The sequence below is a fragment of the Streptomyces sp. NPDC002742 genome (assembly GCF_042888885.1).
Classification (GTDB): domain Bacteria; phylum Actinomycetota; class Actinomycetes; order Streptomycetales; family Streptomycetaceae; genus Streptomyces.
The window spans coordinates 25026-41445 of the sequence record NZ_JBIAQF010000021.1 but is presented as its reverse complement, the minus strand read 5'-3'; the positions used below and the strand labels follow the sequence as shown (position 1 = coordinate 41445).

The 16420-nt window shown below is 68.3% G+C and carries 11 protein-coding genes; 6 read left to right on the top strand and 5 right to left on the bottom strand.

Features of this window, described 5'->3' with window-relative positions; all coding sequences use genetic code 11:
* Window positions 1–42: 42 nt before the first annotated feature.
* Both ACFYW8_RS31395 and ACFYW8_RS31390 read right to left on the bottom strand, forming a co-directional pair.
* Window positions 43–903 (bottom strand): phosphatase PAP2 family protein, encoded by an 861-nt coding sequence (locus ACFYW8_RS31395; RefSeq protein ID WP_365872690.1) that lies wholly within the window; start codon window positions 901–903, stop codon window positions 43–45.
* Window positions 904–1012: 109 nt separating this feature from the next.
* The gene (locus tag ACFYW8_RS31390) at window positions 1013–2047 is read right to left on the bottom strand and encodes a LacI family DNA-binding transcriptional regulator (RefSeq protein WP_365872688.1); all 1035 of its coding nucleotides are present in this window, start codon (window positions 2045–2047) and stop codon (window positions 1013–1015) included.
* Between the two features lie 470 nt (window positions 2048–2517).
* On the opposite strand from ACFYW8_RS31390, the gene ACFYW8_RS31385 reads away from it, so the two are divergent.
* The 4 genes from ACFYW8_RS31385 to ACFYW8_RS31370 all read left to right on the top strand — a co-directional run bounded on the left by ACFYW8_RS31385 (window position 2518) and on the right by ACFYW8_RS31370 (window position 7785).
* Window positions 2518–3792, top strand: coding sequence for an extracellular solute-binding protein (locus ACFYW8_RS31385; RefSeq protein ID WP_365872686.1), 1275 nt, complete (start codon window positions 2518–2520; stop codon window positions 3790–3792).
* Window positions 3793–3922: 130 nt separating this feature from the next.
* Window positions 3923–4927, top strand: coding sequence for a sugar ABC transporter permease (locus ACFYW8_RS31380; protein ID WP_365872684.1), 1005 nt, complete (start codon window positions 3923–3925; stop codon window positions 4925–4927).
* Between the two features lie 13 nt (window positions 4928–4940).
* Entirely contained in the window at window positions 4941–5849 is a 909-nt protein-coding gene (locus ACFYW8_RS31375; RefSeq protein WP_389084660.1) for a sugar ABC transporter permease, read from the top strand.
* A gap of 256 nt (window positions 5850–6105) precedes the next feature.
* The gene (locus tag ACFYW8_RS31370; RefSeq protein WP_389084654.1) at window positions 6106–7785 is read left to right on the top strand and encodes a glycoside hydrolase family 13 protein; all 1680 of its coding nucleotides are present in this window, start codon (window positions 6106–6108) and stop codon (window positions 7783–7785) included.
* A 125-nt stretch (window positions 7786–7910) separates the two neighbouring features.
* Here ACFYW8_RS31370 and ACFYW8_RS31365 read toward each other — a convergent pair whose 3' ends face one another.
* From ACFYW8_RS31365 to ACFYW8_RS31355, 3 genes are all read right to left on the bottom strand, one after another.
* The gene (locus ACFYW8_RS31365; RefSeq protein WP_389084648.1) at window positions 7911–8048 is read right to left on the bottom strand and encodes a hypothetical protein; all 138 of its coding nucleotides are present in this window, start codon (window positions 8046–8048) and stop codon (window positions 7911–7913) included.
* Window positions 8049–8068: 20 nt separating this feature from the next.
* Window positions 8069–8893 carry a hypothetical protein gene (locus tag ACFYW8_RS31360; protein WP_389084643.1) on the bottom strand — a complete coding sequence of 275 codons (825 nt, stop codon included), beginning with the start codon at window positions 8891–8893 and terminating at the stop codon, window positions 8069–8071.
* A gap of 114 nt (window positions 8894–9007) precedes the next feature.
* Window positions 9008–9175, bottom strand: coding sequence for a hypothetical protein (locus tag ACFYW8_RS31355; RefSeq protein ID WP_389084639.1), 168 nt, complete (start codon window positions 9173–9175; stop codon window positions 9008–9010).
* Window positions 9176–9373: 198 nt separating this feature from the next.
* On the opposite strand from ACFYW8_RS31355, the gene ACFYW8_RS31350 reads away from it, so the two are divergent.
* Window positions 9374–10756 (top strand): alpha-amylase family protein, encoded by a 1383-nt coding sequence (locus ACFYW8_RS31350; RefSeq protein ID WP_365872674.1) that lies wholly within the window; start codon window positions 9374–9376, stop codon window positions 10754–10756.
* Window positions 10757–10900: 144 nt separating this feature from the next.
* Window positions 10901–16300, top strand: a complete 5400-nt coding sequence (gene pulA, locus ACFYW8_RS31345) for a pullulanase-type alpha-1,6-glucosidase (RefSeq protein ID WP_389085080.1) — start codon at window positions 10901–10903, stop codon at window positions 16298–16300.
* Window positions 16301–16420 lie beyond the last annotated feature (120 nt).

The following is a 16420-nucleotide window of genomic DNA, read 5'->3' as shown; positions in this document are numbered from 1 at the left end:
GGCAGCCTGCTCGTCACCGAGAGTGACGGAGCGGGGTGTGGTTCAGGGTTTCACCGGTAGGACCTGTGCCCCGCGCGTCCCCGGTACCCACTGCGGCAGCGCGTACGGCAGCGCCCCGTACCAAAGGCGTGCCACCAGGAAGCCGAAGGCGAGGCAGAGCAGGCCGCCCACCGCGTCCAGCCAGAAGTGGTTGGCGGTGGCGACGATGACCACCAGGGTGGCCGTCGGATAGAGGACGCCGAGGATGCGTGCCCAGGGGGCCGAGGCCAGTGCGAAGACGGTCAGCCCGCACCACAGGGACCAGCCGATGTGCATCGACGGCATCGCGGCGTACTGGTTGGACATGTGTTTGAGATCGCCGGAGGCCATCGAGCCCCAGGTCTCGTGGACCGTGACCGTGTCGACGAAGTTGCCGCCGGTCATCAGGCGGGGTGGCGCGAGCGGGAAGAAGTAGTAGCCGAGCAGGGCCACCACCGTGGTGGCGAAGAGTGCGAGACGGGCCGCCGCGTAGCGGCCGGGATGACAGCGGTACAGCCAGACCAGGACACTCAGCGTCACCACGAAGTGCAGGGTCGCGTAGTAGTAGTTCATCCCGATGATCAGCCAGCCGACCGAGTTCACCGCGTGGTTGACGGACTCCTCGACGGCGAGACCGAGGTGGTGCTCCGTCCGCCAGATCCAGTCCGCGTTGCGCAGCGCTTCGCGTCTCTGTTCCGGCACCGCGTTCCGGATCAGCGAATACGTCCAGTAACTCATCGCGATGAGCAGGACTTCGAACCAGAGGCGGGGGCGACGCGGGGCCCGCATATGACGCAGGAACCTGTTCCCCGCATTCTCCTCCGCGACGGGCTGTGGACTGGCCTGATCCCGGCCTTCCAGTGTCGTCACGGTCGAATCACCCATAGGCACAGAGTCTGCCAGAAAAGCCTTCCGTCACCGATGATGCTCTGGTCGGGTCCTGGCCGCACGTTCTACGCCGGAGGGAGGGTGAAAACCCTCCTTGTCCTCCTACTCAGGGACGATTCCGCTCCCCGGGGGCAGAAGCGGTCGAACCGCGCACCACCAGCTCCGGCATGAACACGAATTCACTGTGCGGCGCGGGCGTCCCGCCGATCTCCTCCAGCAGCGTGCGCACCGCGGCCTGGCCCATCGCCGGCACCGGCTTGCGGACCGTCGTGAGCGGCGGGTCGGTGAAGGCGATCAGCGGTGAGTCGTCGAATCCCACGACCGAGATGTCCGTGGGGACCTCCAGGCCGCGCTGGCGCGCCGCCCGTATCGCGCCGAGCGCCATCATGTCGCTGGCGCAGACGATCGCCGTGCAGCCGCGGTCCATGAGCGCGCTCGCGGCGGCCTGGCCCCCCTCCAGCGTGTACAGAGAGTGCTGGACCAGCCGCTCCTCGACGTCCGCCGGGCTCAGGTTCAGCTGCTCCTGCATCGTGCGCACGAAGCCCTCGATCTTGCGCTGGACCGGCACGAACCGCTTGGGGCCGAGGGCGAGCCCGATGCTGGTGTGCCCGAGCGAGGCGAGGTGGGTGACCGCGAGGGCCATCGCCGCGCGGTCGTCCGGCGAGATGAACGGCGCCTGCACCTTCGGCGAAAAGCCGTCGACCAGGACGAACGGGACACCGCGGCCGCGCAGTTGCTCGTACCGCTGCATGTCGGCCGAGGTGTCGGCGTGCAGACCGGAGACGAAGATGATGCCGGCGACCCCGCGGTCGACCAGCATCTCGGTCAGCTCGTCCTCGGTGGAGCCGCCCGGAGTCTGGGTCGCGAGGACGGGGGTGTAGCCCTGGCGCGTCAGGGCCTGCCCGATGACCTGCGCGAGCGCGGGGAATATCGGGTTCTCCAGCTCGGGGGTTATGAGGCCCACCAGGCCCTCGCTGCGCTGCCGCAGGCGCACCGGGCGCTCGTAGCCCAGTACGTCGAGCGCGGCCAGGACGGACTGGCGGGTGGTCGCGGCGACGCCCGGCTTCCCGTTCAGGACGCGGCTGACAGTCGCCTCACTGACCCCCGCCTGGGCTGCGATGTCGGCAAGCCGTGTGGTCACGGGATTGGACTGTACCGGTCGCATCTCACCCTGCCCACCAACCAGACGCCGTGTGCGGGCGGCTGATCGGCCCGCTCCGGGCTGCTGCGTCATCGCGCTCCCTCGTGTTCTGGTCGGCTCGGTGTCCCGTGCGTGCGCCGCGCGGGAAAGGGGTGGCTCCTGCAAGGCGCTGACGGGCCGATGATCCCCGTACGCGACACCCATGGCAAGAGCTTGCAGAGTCTTGCACAGAGGTCCGGATGTCCGCTGATCGGCCTGGTAGCAGGGTTTCGGGACGGCCGCCGCGAGGTCACGGGCCCGTAACTGTCGGCAGTTCTTGCACTTTTTTGCTGCAAGGTCTTTCGCGCCGCTTACAACGCTGTTACGTTCACGTCGCCCGGCGGACGCAACGGCGCAGTCGGCAAGTCGGCAAGGGAATCGGGCGGGACCGATCACCCACCTACTCGGGCTTTCACCCTCAAGGAGATCTCATGCGGCGTGGCATAGCGGCCACCGCGCTGGTGGCGTCCTTCGCCCTCGCGGCGACGGCCTGCGGCGGCAGTGACAGCAGCAGCGACAAGTCTGCGGGCCCCACCACCATCACATGGTGGGACACTTCCAACGCCACCAATGAGGCGCCGACGTACCAGGCCCTGGCCAAGCAGTTCGAGAAGGCCAACCCGACCATCAAGGTCAAGTACGTCAACGTGCCCTTCGACCAGGCGCAGAACAAGTTCGACACGGCAGCCGGTTCCAAGGGCGCCCCGGACATCCTGCGCTCCGAGGTCGGCTGGACCCCGGCCTTCGCGAAGAAGGGCTACTTCCTGCAGCTCGACGGCACCGCCGCCCTCGCGGACCAGGCCAAGTTCAAGTCCAACCTGATCGAGCAGGCCAAGTTCGACGGCAAGACGTACGGTGTGCCGCTGGTCACCGACACCCTCGCGCTCGTCTACAACAAGGCGCTGTTCAAGAAGGCCGGCATCACCGAGGCCCCGAAGACCTGGGCGGAGCTGAAGGCGGACGCCGCCAAGATCGACACCAAGGACAAGGTGTACGGCTACTGGGGCTCGACCCAGGCCTACTACGCCCAGAACTTCCTCTACGGCGAGGGCACCGACACCGTCGACGCCACCGCGAAGAAGATCACGGTGAACTCGGCCGCCGCCAAGAAGGCCTACGGCACCTGGCTGAGCCTGTTCTCCGGACAGGGCCTGCACAAGGCGGACACCACCGCCGACGCGTACGCCCACATCCAGGACGCGTTCGTCAACGGCAAGGTCGCCGCGATCGTCCAGGGCCCGTGGGAGATCACCAACTTCTACAAGGGCTCGGCGTTCGCGGACAAGTCGAACCTCGGTGTCGCCAACATCCCGGCCGGCTCCACCGGAAAGTCGGGCGCCCCGACCGGCGGCCACAACCTCTCCGTGTACGCGGGTTCGGACAAGGCCCACCAGGAGGCCTCGCTGAAGTTCGTGCAGTTCATGACCTCGGCGGCGTCGCAGGCGACGATCGCTCTCAAGAACTCCACGCTGCCGACGCGTGACGACGCCTACACCGCCGAGGTGAAGGCCAACCCGGGCATCGCCGGCTACCAGGGCGTCCTCGCCGCCGCCCAGCCGCGCCCGGCACTGCCCGAGTACAGCTCGCTGTGGGGCCCGCTCGACACCGAGCTGCCCAAGATCGCGGGTGGCAAGGAGTCCCTGGACAAGGGCCTGAGCAACGCCGAACTGGCGATCGCCAAGCTGGTCCCGGACTTCAGCAAGTGAGCCCGTGTGGCCGCCGGATCCTTCCCCGGCCCGACTTCGGTCGGGCCGGGGGGACCCCGACAGGGGGAACGGAACCGGCGGCCACCGGCTGTATGCGCCCAACTCCTGATCTTGCAGAAGGTGTCGAACCATGACAGTCGCCATCGACCGTGCGACCGGCAAGCGCCGCGGTGACCGAGCACCGCGGCCCGGCCGGATGCAGCGTCTCAAGCACTCGTACCAGAAGTACTGGTACGCGTACGCGATGATCGCCCCGGTCGTCGTCGTACTCGGCGGATTGGTGCTCTATCCCCTGGTACGGGGCCTCTATCTGACGTTCACCGACGCCAACAGCCTCAACTCGGCCCGCACGATCGGCGTCAACCACATCGACGCCACCTACAAGTTCATCGGCCTGGACAACTACAAGGACATCCTGTGGGGTCCGACGTCGTACGACCGCTTCTGGTCGCACTTCATCTGGACCATCGCCTGGACCGTCCTGTGCGTCGCCCTGCACTACTGCATCGGCCTGGGTCTCGCGCTGCTGCTCAACCAGAAGCTGCGCGGCCGCACCCTCTACCGGCTGATCCTGGTTCTGCCCTGGGCCGTGCCGACCTTCGTCACCGTCTTCGGCTGGCGCTTCATGCTCGCCGACGGCGGCATCATCAACTCCATGCTCCACGCGGTGCACCTGCCGTCGCCGGCCTGGCTGGAGGACACCTTCTGGCAGCGCTTCTCCGCGATCATGGTCAACACCTGGTGCGGTGTGCCGTTCATGATGGTCTCGCTGCTCGGCGGACTCCAGTCCATCGACGGCACGCTGTACGAGGCCGCCGAGATGGACGGCGCGAACGCCTGGCAGCAGTTCCGCTTCGTGACCCTGCCGGGTCTGCGGTCGGTCAGCTCCACCGTCGTGCTCCTCGGCATCATCTGGACCTTCAACCAGTTCGCCGTGATCTTCATCCTGTTCGGCAACACCGCGCCGGACGCGCAGATCCTCGTCACGTGGGCCTACTACCTCGGCTTCGGACAGCAGCCGCGCGACTTCGCGCAGTCGGCGGCCTACGGCATGCTGCTGCTGGCCATCCTGATCGTCTTCACCTCCTTCTACCGCCGCTGGCTGAACCGCAATGACCAGCAGCTCGCGATCTGAGGCAGGAGTCTCCATGAGCACCACCACACTTCAGACGCCTCCGGCCGACCAGGCTTCCGTGCCCGCGGAGGCGCCGCGTCCGGCGCGCAGGCGCGGCGAGCGCAGCCTCGCCGGCAAGCTCGTCTCCCACGGCATCCTGATCGTCGCGAGCCTGGCCGCGCTGTTCCCGATCGGCTGGCTCGTCTTCCTGTCCCTCGGCCCGGACAAGGACGACTACCTGCACCCCGGACGCATCTGGAACACGATGACGTTCAGCAACTACTCCTTCGTGCTCCAGCACACGAACTTCTTCGAGTGGATGAAGAGTTCGCTCATCGTGTCGCTCGGCACCACGGTCATCGGCGTGATGATCGCGGCCACCACCGGCTACGCCGTCTCGCGCATGCGCTTCCCCGGCTACAAGAAGTTCATGTGGGTCCTGCTGGTCACCCAGATGTTCCCGATCGCCGTACTGATCGTGCCGATGTACCAGATCCTCTCGGACCTGCAGCTCATCGACTCCTACCTCGGCCTGATCATCGTCTACTGCTCGACGGCGGTGCCCTACAGCGCATGGCTGCTCAAGGGCTACTTCGACACCATCCCGTTCGAGATCGACGAGGCCGGACGCGTCGACGGACTGAGCCCCTTCGGCACCTTCTTCCGGCTGATCCTGCCGCTCGCCAAGCCCGGCCTCGCGGTGGCCGCGTTCTACAACTTCATCACCGCGTTCGGTGAGGTCGCCTTCGCCTCGACGTTCATGCTGGACGACTCGAAGTACACCTTCGCCGTCGGACTCCAGACCTTCGTCAGCGAGCACGACGCCCAGCGCAACCTGGCGGCCGCCACGGCCGTCCTGGTCGCGATACCCGTCTCCCTCTTCTTCTACCTGGTGCAGAAGAACCTGGTGACCGGACTCACCGCGGGCGGCACGAAGGGCTGATCCGTAAGGACGCCCCCAGAACGCCCGAAGACTCCCGCGCGCTCCAAGCGCGCGGGTGGCGGCCGCGGTGCCCATCCGACCCCGCCGGTACCGCGGCCGCCTCATTCCTCTGCCCCGCCCCCCGACACCTCTCGCCCCGAAGCCTCTCGCCCCGTGCTCCCGGCCTCGCGCGAGCAGGGGTCTGCCCCCACAGCCGAATTCCTCCCCACGCCCGACCGCGCTCGGACGCGGGGACCCTCATCGCATCAAGGACGCCATGAGCCAGCACTCCGCCGACCAGGCCCCGAACTCCGTTCTCGCCACCGTCGCCGCGCATCGCGACTGGTGGCGCGACGCGGTGATCTACCAGGTCTATCCGCGCAGCTTCGCCGACAGCAACGGCGACGGCATGGGTGACCTGGAGGGCGTACGTTCCCGACTCCCGTACCTGCGCGACCTCGGCGTGGACGCCGTGTGGCTCAGCCCCTTCTACGCCTCGCCGCAGGCCGACGCCGGCTACGACGTCGCGGACTACCGGGCCGTCGACCCCATGTTCGGCAACCTGCTGGACGCCGACGCGCTGATCCGCGACGCCCACGGGCTCGGCCTGCGGATCATCGTCGACCTCGTGCCCAACCACTCCTCGGACCAGCACGAGTGGTTCAAGCGCGCGCTGCGCGAGGGCCCCGGTTCCTCCCTGCGCGACCGCTACCACTTCAAGCCGGGCAAGGGCGAGAACGGCGAACTGCCGCCCAACGACTGGGAGTCCATCTTCGGCGGCCCGGCCTGGACCCGGGTCACCGAGCCGGACGGCACCGCGGGAGAGTGGTACCTGCACCTCTTCGCGCCCGAGCAGCCCGACTTCAACTGGGAACACCCGGCCGTGGGCGACGAGTTCCGCTCGATCCTGCGGTTCTGGCTGGACATGGGCGTCGACGGGTTCCGTATCGACGTCGCGCACGGCATGGTCAAGGCGGCGGGCCTGCCGGACCTCGGCGACCACGACCAGCTGAAACTGCTGGGCAACGATGTCATGCCGTTCTTCGACCAGGACGGCGTGCACGACATCTACCGGCAGTGGCGCACGATCCTCGACGAGTACTCGGGCGAGCGCATCTTCGTCGCCGAGGCGTGGACGCCGACCATCGAGCGCACCGCCAACTACGTGCGCCCCGACGAGCTGCACCAGGCCTTCAACTTCCAGTACCTGGGCACCCATTGGGACGCGGCCGAGCTGCGCTCGGTGATCGACCGCACGCTCGACGCGATGCGCCCGGTCGGCGCCCCCTCCACCTGGGTGCTGTCCAACCACGACGTGACCCGGCACGCCACCCGGTTCGCCAACGAGCCCGGCCTGGGCACCCAGATCCGCACCGCGGGCGACCGCGCGCTCGGTCTGCGCCGGGCCCGCGCGGCGAGCCTGCTGATGCTGGCCCTGCCCGGCTCGGCCTACGTCTACCAGGGCGAGGAGCTCGGCCTGCCCGACGTCGTCGACCTGCCGGACGAGGTGCGCCAGGACCCCGCCTTCTTCCGGGGCGCCGGACAGGACGGCTTCCGCGACGGCTGCCGGGTGCCGATCCCGTGGACCCGCGCCGGCTCGTCGTACGGCTTCGGCGACGGAGGCAGCTGGCTGCCGCAGCCCGCCGAGTGGGCCGAGCTGAGCGTCGAGGCGCAGGCCGGTGCGGAGGGCTCCACCCTGGAGCTGTACCGCGAGGCGCTCGCGGTCCGGCGTGAGCGCGCCGACCTCGGCGCGGGCGACACCGTCAGCTGGCTGACGGCACCGGAGGGCGTTCTCGCCTTCCGGCGCGGCGAGTTCGTCTGCACCGCGAACACGGGGAACAAGGCGGTGACCGTTCCCGCGTACGGCCGGGTGCTCGTCTCCAGCGGCGAGGTGACCCTGTCGAAGGACGGCGAGGCGAAGCTGCCCGCCGACACGACCGTGTGGTGGGCCGTCTGACACACGCCTGAGCGGTGCTCCGGTCCTGACCACCGGAGCACCGCTCGTCCGACGGGCGGTCTACACACGCACGGAAGCGGTGCTCCGGGACCTGACGGCCGGAGCACCGCTTCCGTGCGTCCGCACTACTTCCAGGTGTGGCTCACGGTGTACCCGGCGCCCGAGCCCGTGGTGCGGGCGCGGCTGTCCCCTGACTCCCAGTCGTACGCGGACGACGTGCCGTGCTTGCGGAAGCCACCGCCGCCGTCATCGACTGAAGGCATCAAGAGGACATCAAAACGCGTCAGATCCGCCGGTGACCAGGGTCGCCCGCAGCCGGGCCGCCCTCCAGCACCGGGCGCCGGCGCAGCTGTACGGCGTTGAGCATGTGTTCGCCCATGGGATCGGAGTCCAGGTGGGGATGGGCGTCGATCCGGAGGCGGCGCCCGCCATGGGAGATCACGTGGTAGGCGAGCACCTTGCCGCCGAAGAGCTTGGTTCCGTGGATCTGCCGTGAGAGCACGAGGCGGTCGACGTCGTCCCAGGTCACGGCGAGAGGACGGCCGTAGGAGGTGTACACGAGACCGTTGGCGTACAGATGCGTGCGGACGAACCCCTTGGGCATTCTCCACAGCATGACCGGAAGCGCGACGATCGACAGGAAGAGCGCCGCGAGCAGGCAGAGCACCAAGGTGGTCACCAGCTTCTGAAGGCCCGGGATGTCGGTCCCGGTCCTGCTCAGGACCCAGTTCACGCCCCACAGCGCTCCTACGATCAAAGCGCCGATGGCCACCGTGGCGACCACGATCTCCAGTGGGCTGGTGTTCTTGCGGGTGAAGACGTGATCGCCCAGGGAGCGCTCGGCCGCAAGGCGGGTGACGCGGGCGGACGGGGCGTACCCCTTCATCTCCGCGGCGTCGGGGAACCGTTTGATGACGGCGACACCCAGGACCGTGACGGCCAGACCCGCGAGGAGGACGGTGGCGGCGGACAAGGCCGGGGTGTCGCCGAAGACCAGCACTCCCAGGCCGTACAGCATCGTCGCCAGCCCGCCGCACACCACCAGCACCATCAGGCAGCCCAAGTTCAACAGGGGCCCCTCGGAGTGTTGTTGTGCTTCGTCCGTCATGGCGCCCCCAGGGAAATCGTGGATGTCGACGCCGAATGTAGCCGTTCTCCGGCGGTCGGCCGGGCTTCCCGCCCCTCGGCGGCAGTGGCTCCGACACCGCCCACCGCTCGTCCGTCAGGTCTCCACGCGTCCCGAACGAAGCTCATGTCCGGCCGGGTCGAGGACGTACACGCACGTGGACGCGACCGGCTTCCGGTTCCACTCCCACAAGTCGGCGATCGCATCGCCACCGGGGATGCCGGTGTCCTGCGGCCGGGGAACCCTTCTTCGTCGTGAGGCCATCGGGGATGCGGCTCCTCTCCGGATCCGGTCAGCACGCCCGCCGGGCGCGGAGAGCCGACCCATGTGGAGCGTGGGACCGCCGAAGGGGGCGCGTCAATAAGGGAGTTGGAAGTTCTTTCGACATCTTGCTGAAACTTGATTGCAAGCGGTACGTTCCGATCCCCCCACCCGCACGACGAAGTGCAGGAGTACACACACATGGCAAGGAAAACGCTTGCCGCCTCGTTCGCCCTCGTGGCGGGCCTGGCGGTCTCGGTGACCGTTCCCCCCGGTTCGGCGGCGGCCTCGCCGCCCGGCACCAAGGATGTCACCGCCGTCCTGTTCGAGTGGAAATTCGACTCGGTCGCCAAGGAATGCACCAACACGCTGGGCCCCGCCGGATACGGCTACGTCCAGGTGTCCCCGCCCGCCGAGCACATACAGGGCTCGCAGTGGTGGACCTCGTACCAGCCCGTGAGCTACAAGATCGCCGGCCGGCTCGGTGACGCCACCTCCTTCAAGAACATGGTCAGCACCTGCCACGCGGCCGGTGTGAAGGTCGTGACGGACACGGTCGTCAACCACATGTCGGCCGGATCCGGCACCGGCACCGGCGGCTCTTCGTACACGAAGTACAACTACCCGGGCCTGTACTCGTCCGCCGACATGGACGACTGCACGGCCACCATCAGCGACTACACCAACCGCGCCAACGTCCAGAACTGCGAACTCGTCGGCCTCGCCGACCTGGACACCGGAGAGGAGTACGTCCGGGCGACCATCGCCGGCTACATGAACACCCTGCTCGGCTACGGCGTCGACGGGTTCCGCATCGACGCCGCCAAGCACATCCCGGCGGCCGACCTGGCCAACATCAAGTCCCGGCTGAGCAATCCGTCCGTCTACTGGAAGCAGGAGGTCATCTACGGCTCGGGCGAGGCCGTCCAGCCCACCGAGTACACCGGCAACGGCGACGTCCAGGAGTTCCGCTACGCCTACGACCTCAAGCGGGTCTTCAACAACGAGAACCTCGCCTACCTGAAGAACTACGGCGAGGGCTGGGGCTACATGAGCAGCTCGGTCGCGGCCGTCTTCGTCGACAACCACGACACCGAGCGCAACGGCTCGACGCTCAACTACAAGGACGGGGCGAACTACACCCTCGCCAACGTCTTCATGCTCGCGTACCCCTACGGCGCCCCCGACATCAACTCCGGCTACGAGTGGTCCGACGCGGACGCCGGACCGCCCAACGGCGGTACCGTCAACGCCTGTTGGCAGGACGGCTGGAAGTGCCAGCACGCCTGGCCGGAGATCAAGTCGATGGTCGCCTTCCGCAACACCACCCGCGGGCAGGCCCTCAGCAACTGGTGGGACGACGGCGGCGACGCCATCGCCTTCGGCCGCGGCAGCAAGGGCTTCGTGGCCATCAACCACGAGACCTCCTCGCTGAGCCGGACGTACAGCACCTCGCTCGCCGCGGGGACCTACTGCAACGTCCAGAACAACACCAGCATCACGGTGAACAGTTCAGGCCAGTTCACGGCGACGCTGGGCGCCAACACGGCACTTGCCATCTACGCGGGCAAGTCCAGCTGCTGAAAAGTCTTTCCGCACGTTGCAAGACTCTTGCTGTAAACCTTGCGTGAGCGATACGGTCACGCGGGCGTTCGGCATCGTGGCCGAAACGCTGCGCGGGGTCGGACCCGAGTACGCCGTAATCGCTAGGAGTTCACAGCTGTGGACCTGATACCGAGAGGGGCGGCGAGCCGCATCGGCCGCCCCAGGCTGCGCGCAGCCGTCCTCGCCGCCGCACTGGCCGTATCGCTTGCGCAACCCATCGCGGCGCGGGCCCAGACCCCGCCCGCACCCCCGTCGGACGCGAAGCTCGCCGCCGAGCCGTCGCGACACGACTCCACCCATGACCAGTTCTACTTCGTCATGCCGGACCGCTTCGCCAACGGCGACACGTCCAACGACGAGGGCGGACTGACCGGTTCCCGCCTGTCGACCGGCTACGACCCCACCGACAAGGGCTTCTACCAGGGCGGCGACCTCAAGGGCCTGACGAAGCGGCTCGACTACATCAAGGGCCTCGGCACCACCGCCATCTGGATGGCGCCGATCTTCAAGAACCAGCCCGTCCAGGGCACCGGCAAGGACGCCTCGGCCGGCTACCACGGCTACTGGATCACCGACTTCACCAAGGTCGACCCGCACTTCGGCACCAACAAGGACCTGTCGACCCTGATCTCCAAGGCCCACGCCAAGGGCATGAAGGTCTTCTTCGACGTCATCACCAACCACACGGCCGATGTCGTCGACTACAAGGAGCAGTCCTACAACTACCTCTCCAAGGGCGCCTTCCCGTATCTGACCAAGGACGGGAAGCCCTTCGACGACGCGGACTACGCGGACGGCAGCCACCCGTTCCCCTCCGTGGGCACCGGCTCCTTCCCCCGGACGCCGACGGTTCCCGCCGCGAAGAAGAACGTGAAGGTCCCGTCGTGGCTCAACGACACGACGATGTACTCCAACCGCGGCGACTCCACCTACGCCGGTGAGTCCACCACGTACGGCGACTTCTCCGGGCTCGACGACCTGTGGACCGAGCGTCCCGAGGTCGTCAGCGGCATGGAGAAGATCTACGAGCGGTGGGTGAAGGACTTCGGCATCGACGGCTTCCGGATCGACACCGTGAAGCACGTGAACATGGAGTTCTGGACGCAGTGGGCGACCGCCCTCGACGCGTACGCGGCCCGGCACGGGCGCAAGAACTTCTTCATGTTCGGCGAGGTCTACTCCGCCGACACGTCGATCACCTCGCCGTACGTCACCCAGGGCCGCCTCGACGCCACCCTGGACTTCCCCTTCCAGGACGCGGCCCGCTCCTACGCCTCGCAGGGCGGCAGCGCGCAGAAGCTGGCGTCCCTGTTCGCGGACGACTACAAGTACACGACCGACAAGGCCAACGCCTACGAGCAGGTCACCTTCCTCGGCAACCACGACATGGGCCGCATCGGGTACTTCCTGAACCAGGACAACCCCAAGGCGACCGACGCCCAGCTGCTGAAGAAGGACAAGCTGGCCAACGAGCTGATGTTCCTCAGCCGCGGCAACCCCGTCGTCTACTACGGCGACGAGCAGGGTTTCACCGGCTCCGGCGGTGACAAGGACGCCCGCCAGACGATGTTCGCCTCCAAGGTCGCCGACTACCTCGACGACGACGAGATCGGCACCGACCGGACACACGCGAGCGACGCGTACGACACGAGCGCACCGCTCTACGACGAGATCAGCGCTCTCTCCAAGCTGCGTAAGGACAACCCGGGCCTCACCGACGGAGTCCAGACGGAGCGCTACGCCGCGGACGGCGCCGGTGTGTACGCCTTCTCCCGCACGGACGCGAAGACCGGCACCGAGTACGTCGTCGCCGTGAACAACGCCGACGACGCGAAGTCGGCCACGTTCGCGACGGGCTCGGCGAACATGAGCTTCCGCGCCGTATACGGAACATCCGCCTCGGTGAGGAGTGACGCGGACAAGAAGGTCACCGTCACCGTCCCGGCCGGTTCGGCCGTCGTCCTCAAGGCCGCGGGCCGGCTCGCCGCCCCCGCCGCCAAGCCGACGCTCACGCTGAAGGCCCCCGCCGCGGGCGCCACCGGCACCGTCGAACTGTCGGCGGACGTCACCGGCGGACAGCTCGACCGGGTCGTCTTCGCCGCCCAGACCGGCAACGGCAGCTGGCACACCCTCGGCTCCGCCGACCACGCCCCGTACAAGGTCACCCAGGCCATCGGCGAGGACGTACCGGCCGGAACCGCCCTGCGCTACAAGGCCGTCGTCATCGACTCGGCCGGACACACCGCGAGCGCGACGGCGGAGTCCACCACCGGCACCGCGCCCGCCGCGGAGATCCCGACCGCCTCCTCGCGCGACTACGCGGTCGTCCACTACAAGCGCACCGACGGCGACTACACCGACTGGCGCCTGTACGCCTGGGGCGACCTCGCCGACGGCGAGGCCACCACCTGGCCGGCCGGACACGACTTCGTCGGCCGGGACGCCTACGGCGCCTTCGCCTACGTGAAGCTGAAGCCCGGAGCCTCCAGCGTGGGCTTCCTGGTCATCGACAAGGACGGCAACAAGGACGTCGCGAGCGACCGCACGATCGACGTCACCAAGACCGGCGAGGTCTGGGTCGAGCAGGGCAAGGACACCGTCCTCACCGAGCGGCCCGACCTGCCCGCCCAGGACAAGACCAAGGCCGTCATCCACTACCACCGCGCCGACGGCGACTACGCCGGCTGGGGTCTGCACGTGTGGACCGGGGCCGCGACGCCCACGGACTGGACGAAGCCCCTGGAGCCGGTGCGGACCGACGCCTACGGCGCGGTCTACGAGGTGCCGCTCGCCGAGGGCGCGACCAGCCTCAGCTACATCCTCCACAAGGGCGACGACAAGGACCTGCCCACCGACCAGTCGCTCGACCTCACGGCGAACGGCCACGAGGTGTGGCTGCTGAACGGCCAGGAGAAGTACCTCCTGCCGCAGCCCGCGGGCAGCGCGGCCGCGCTCGACCTGACCACCTCCAAGGCGGTCTGGATCGACCGGGACACCGTCGCCTGGAACGGCTCCGACGCCGCCGTGTCCACCCAGCTCCTCTCCTCCCGCGACGGCTCGATCGCCGTCAAGGACGGCGGCCTGACCAGCGACGACGAGCGCTGGCTGCGGCTGGAGAAGACCACCCTCACCGACGCCCAGAAGGCGAAGTTCCCGTACCTGAAGTCGTACACCGCCTGGTCCGTGGACCCGCGCGACCGCGACCGGGTGCGTTCGGCGCTCGGCGGCCAGCTCGTCGCCTCGCAGCGGGCCGCGAACGGCGCCGTGCTGGCGGCGACCGGCGTGCAGATCGCCGGTGTCCTCGACGACCTGTACCCCGCGACGAAGGCGAACCTCGGACCGGTCTTCCACCACGGAGTCCCCACCCTCTCGGTGTGGGCCCCCACCGCCCAGTCGGTCGCCCTCGACCTCGACGGCTCCACCGTCGCCATGAAGCGCGACGACGCCAACGGCGTCTGGTCCGTCACGGGCAGGAAGTCCTGGACGGGCAAGCCCTACCGCTACGTCGTGAAGGTGTGGGCGCCGACCGTCCGGAAGATCGTCACCAACAAGGTGACCGACCCGTACTCGGTGGCCCTGACCGCCGACTCGAAGCGCAGCCTGGTCGTCGACCTCGACGCCAAGTCCCTCGCCCCGTCCGGCTGGTCGGCCCTCAAGAAGCCCAAGGCCGTGCCGCTGCGGGACGCGCAGATCCAGGAACTGCACGTCCGGGACTTCTCGGTGGCGGACAAGACCGTCCCCGCGAAGGACCAGGGCACCTACCTCGCCTTCACCGACAAGAACAGCGACGGCTCGAAGCACCTGAGGAAGCTGGCCGCGTCCGGCACCTCGTACGTGCACCTGCTGCCCGCGTTCGACATCGCCACCATCCCCGAGAAGAAGGCCGACCAGCAGAGCACCGACTGCGATCTCGCCTCCTACGCGGCCGACTCGCAGAAGCAGCAGGAGTGCGTGGCGAAGACCGCCGCCAAGGACGCCTACAACTGGGGCTACGACCCGTACCACTACACGGTTCCCGAGGGCTCCTACGCGACCGACCCCGACGGCACCGGCCGCACGGTCGAGTTCCGCAAGATGGTCAAGTCCCTCAACGAGGACGGCCTGCGGGTCGTCATGGACGTGGTCTACAACCACACCGCCGCGAGCGGCCAGGCCGACACCAGCGTCCTCGACCAGGTCGTCCCCGGCTACTACCAGCGGCTCCTCGCCGACGGCAGCGTCGCCAACTCCACCTGCTGCTCCAACACGGCCACCGAGAACGCCATGATGGGCAAGCTGGTCGTCGACTCGATCGTCACCTGGGCCAAGGAGTACAAGGTCGACGGCTTCCGCTTCGACCTCATGGGACACCAGCCCAAGGCCAACATCCTCGCGGTCAGGAGGGCCCTCGACGGGCTCACCCCCGCGAAGGACGGCGTCGACGGCAAGAAGATCATCCTGTACGGCGAGGGCTGGAACTTCGGCGAGGTCGCCGACGACGCCCGCTTCGTCCAGGCCACCCAGAAGAACATGGCCGGGACGGGCATCGCGACCTTCTCCGACCGTGCCCGTGACGCCGTACGCGGCGGCAGCCCCTTCGACTCCGATCCCGGCGTCCAGGGCTTCGCCTCGGGCCTGTACACCGACCCCAACTCGTCGACCGCCAACGGCACTCAGGCCGAGCAGAAGGCCCGCCTGCTGCACTACCAGGACCTCATCAAGGTCGGCCTGAGCGGCAACCTGGCCGCGTTCCACTTCACCGACTCCGCCGGCAAGGAGGTCAAGGGCTCCGAGGTCGACTACAACGGCCAGCCCGCCGGTTACGCGGCCGCGCCGGGTGACGCGCTCGCCTACGCCGACGCGCACGACAACGAGTCCCTGTACGACGCGCTGACGTACAAGCTGCCCGCGACGACGAGCGCCGCGGACCGGGCCCGGATGCAGGTCCTGGCGATGGCGACGGCCACCCTCTCGCAGGGTCCGTCCCTCTCCCAGGCCGGCTCCGACCTGCTGCGCTCCAAGTCCCTGGACCGCAACTCCTTCGACAGCGGCGACTGGTTCAACGCCATCCACTGGAACTGCCAGGACGGCAACGGCTTCGGGCGCGGGCTGCCCATGGCCGCCGACAACGCCTCCAAGTGGCCTTACGCCACACCGCTGTTGACCTCGGTCAAGGTGGGCTGCAACCAGATCGACGGCAGCTCGGCCGCCTTCCAGGACCTGCAGCGGATCCGTACGAGCGAGAAGGTCTTCTCGCTCTCCACGGCCGGGCAGGTGCAGTCGAAGCTCTCCTTCCCGCTGTCGGGGAAGGACGAGACCCCCGGGGTGATCACCCTGCGTCTCGGTGATCTCGTGATCGTCTTCAACGCGACCCCCGAGAAGCGGGAGCAGACCGTCGGCTCCCTGGCCGGCACGGGATACACGCTGCACCCGGTGCAGGCGGCGGGCGCCGACCCGGTCGTCAAGTCCTCCTCCTACGTCGAGGGAACGGGCACCTTCGCCGTTCCGGGCCGCACGGTGGCGGTGTTCACCCGGACGCCGTGACAGCGGGCCGACCAGTGTCGTGAGGGCGGAGCCGGAGACCGGGAGTTCGAGCCGGGATCCGGAGCCGCCCTCACGGGCGTCCGCGCGCCGGGCGCGGGGCCGCTCCGGCCTCCGGAGCCG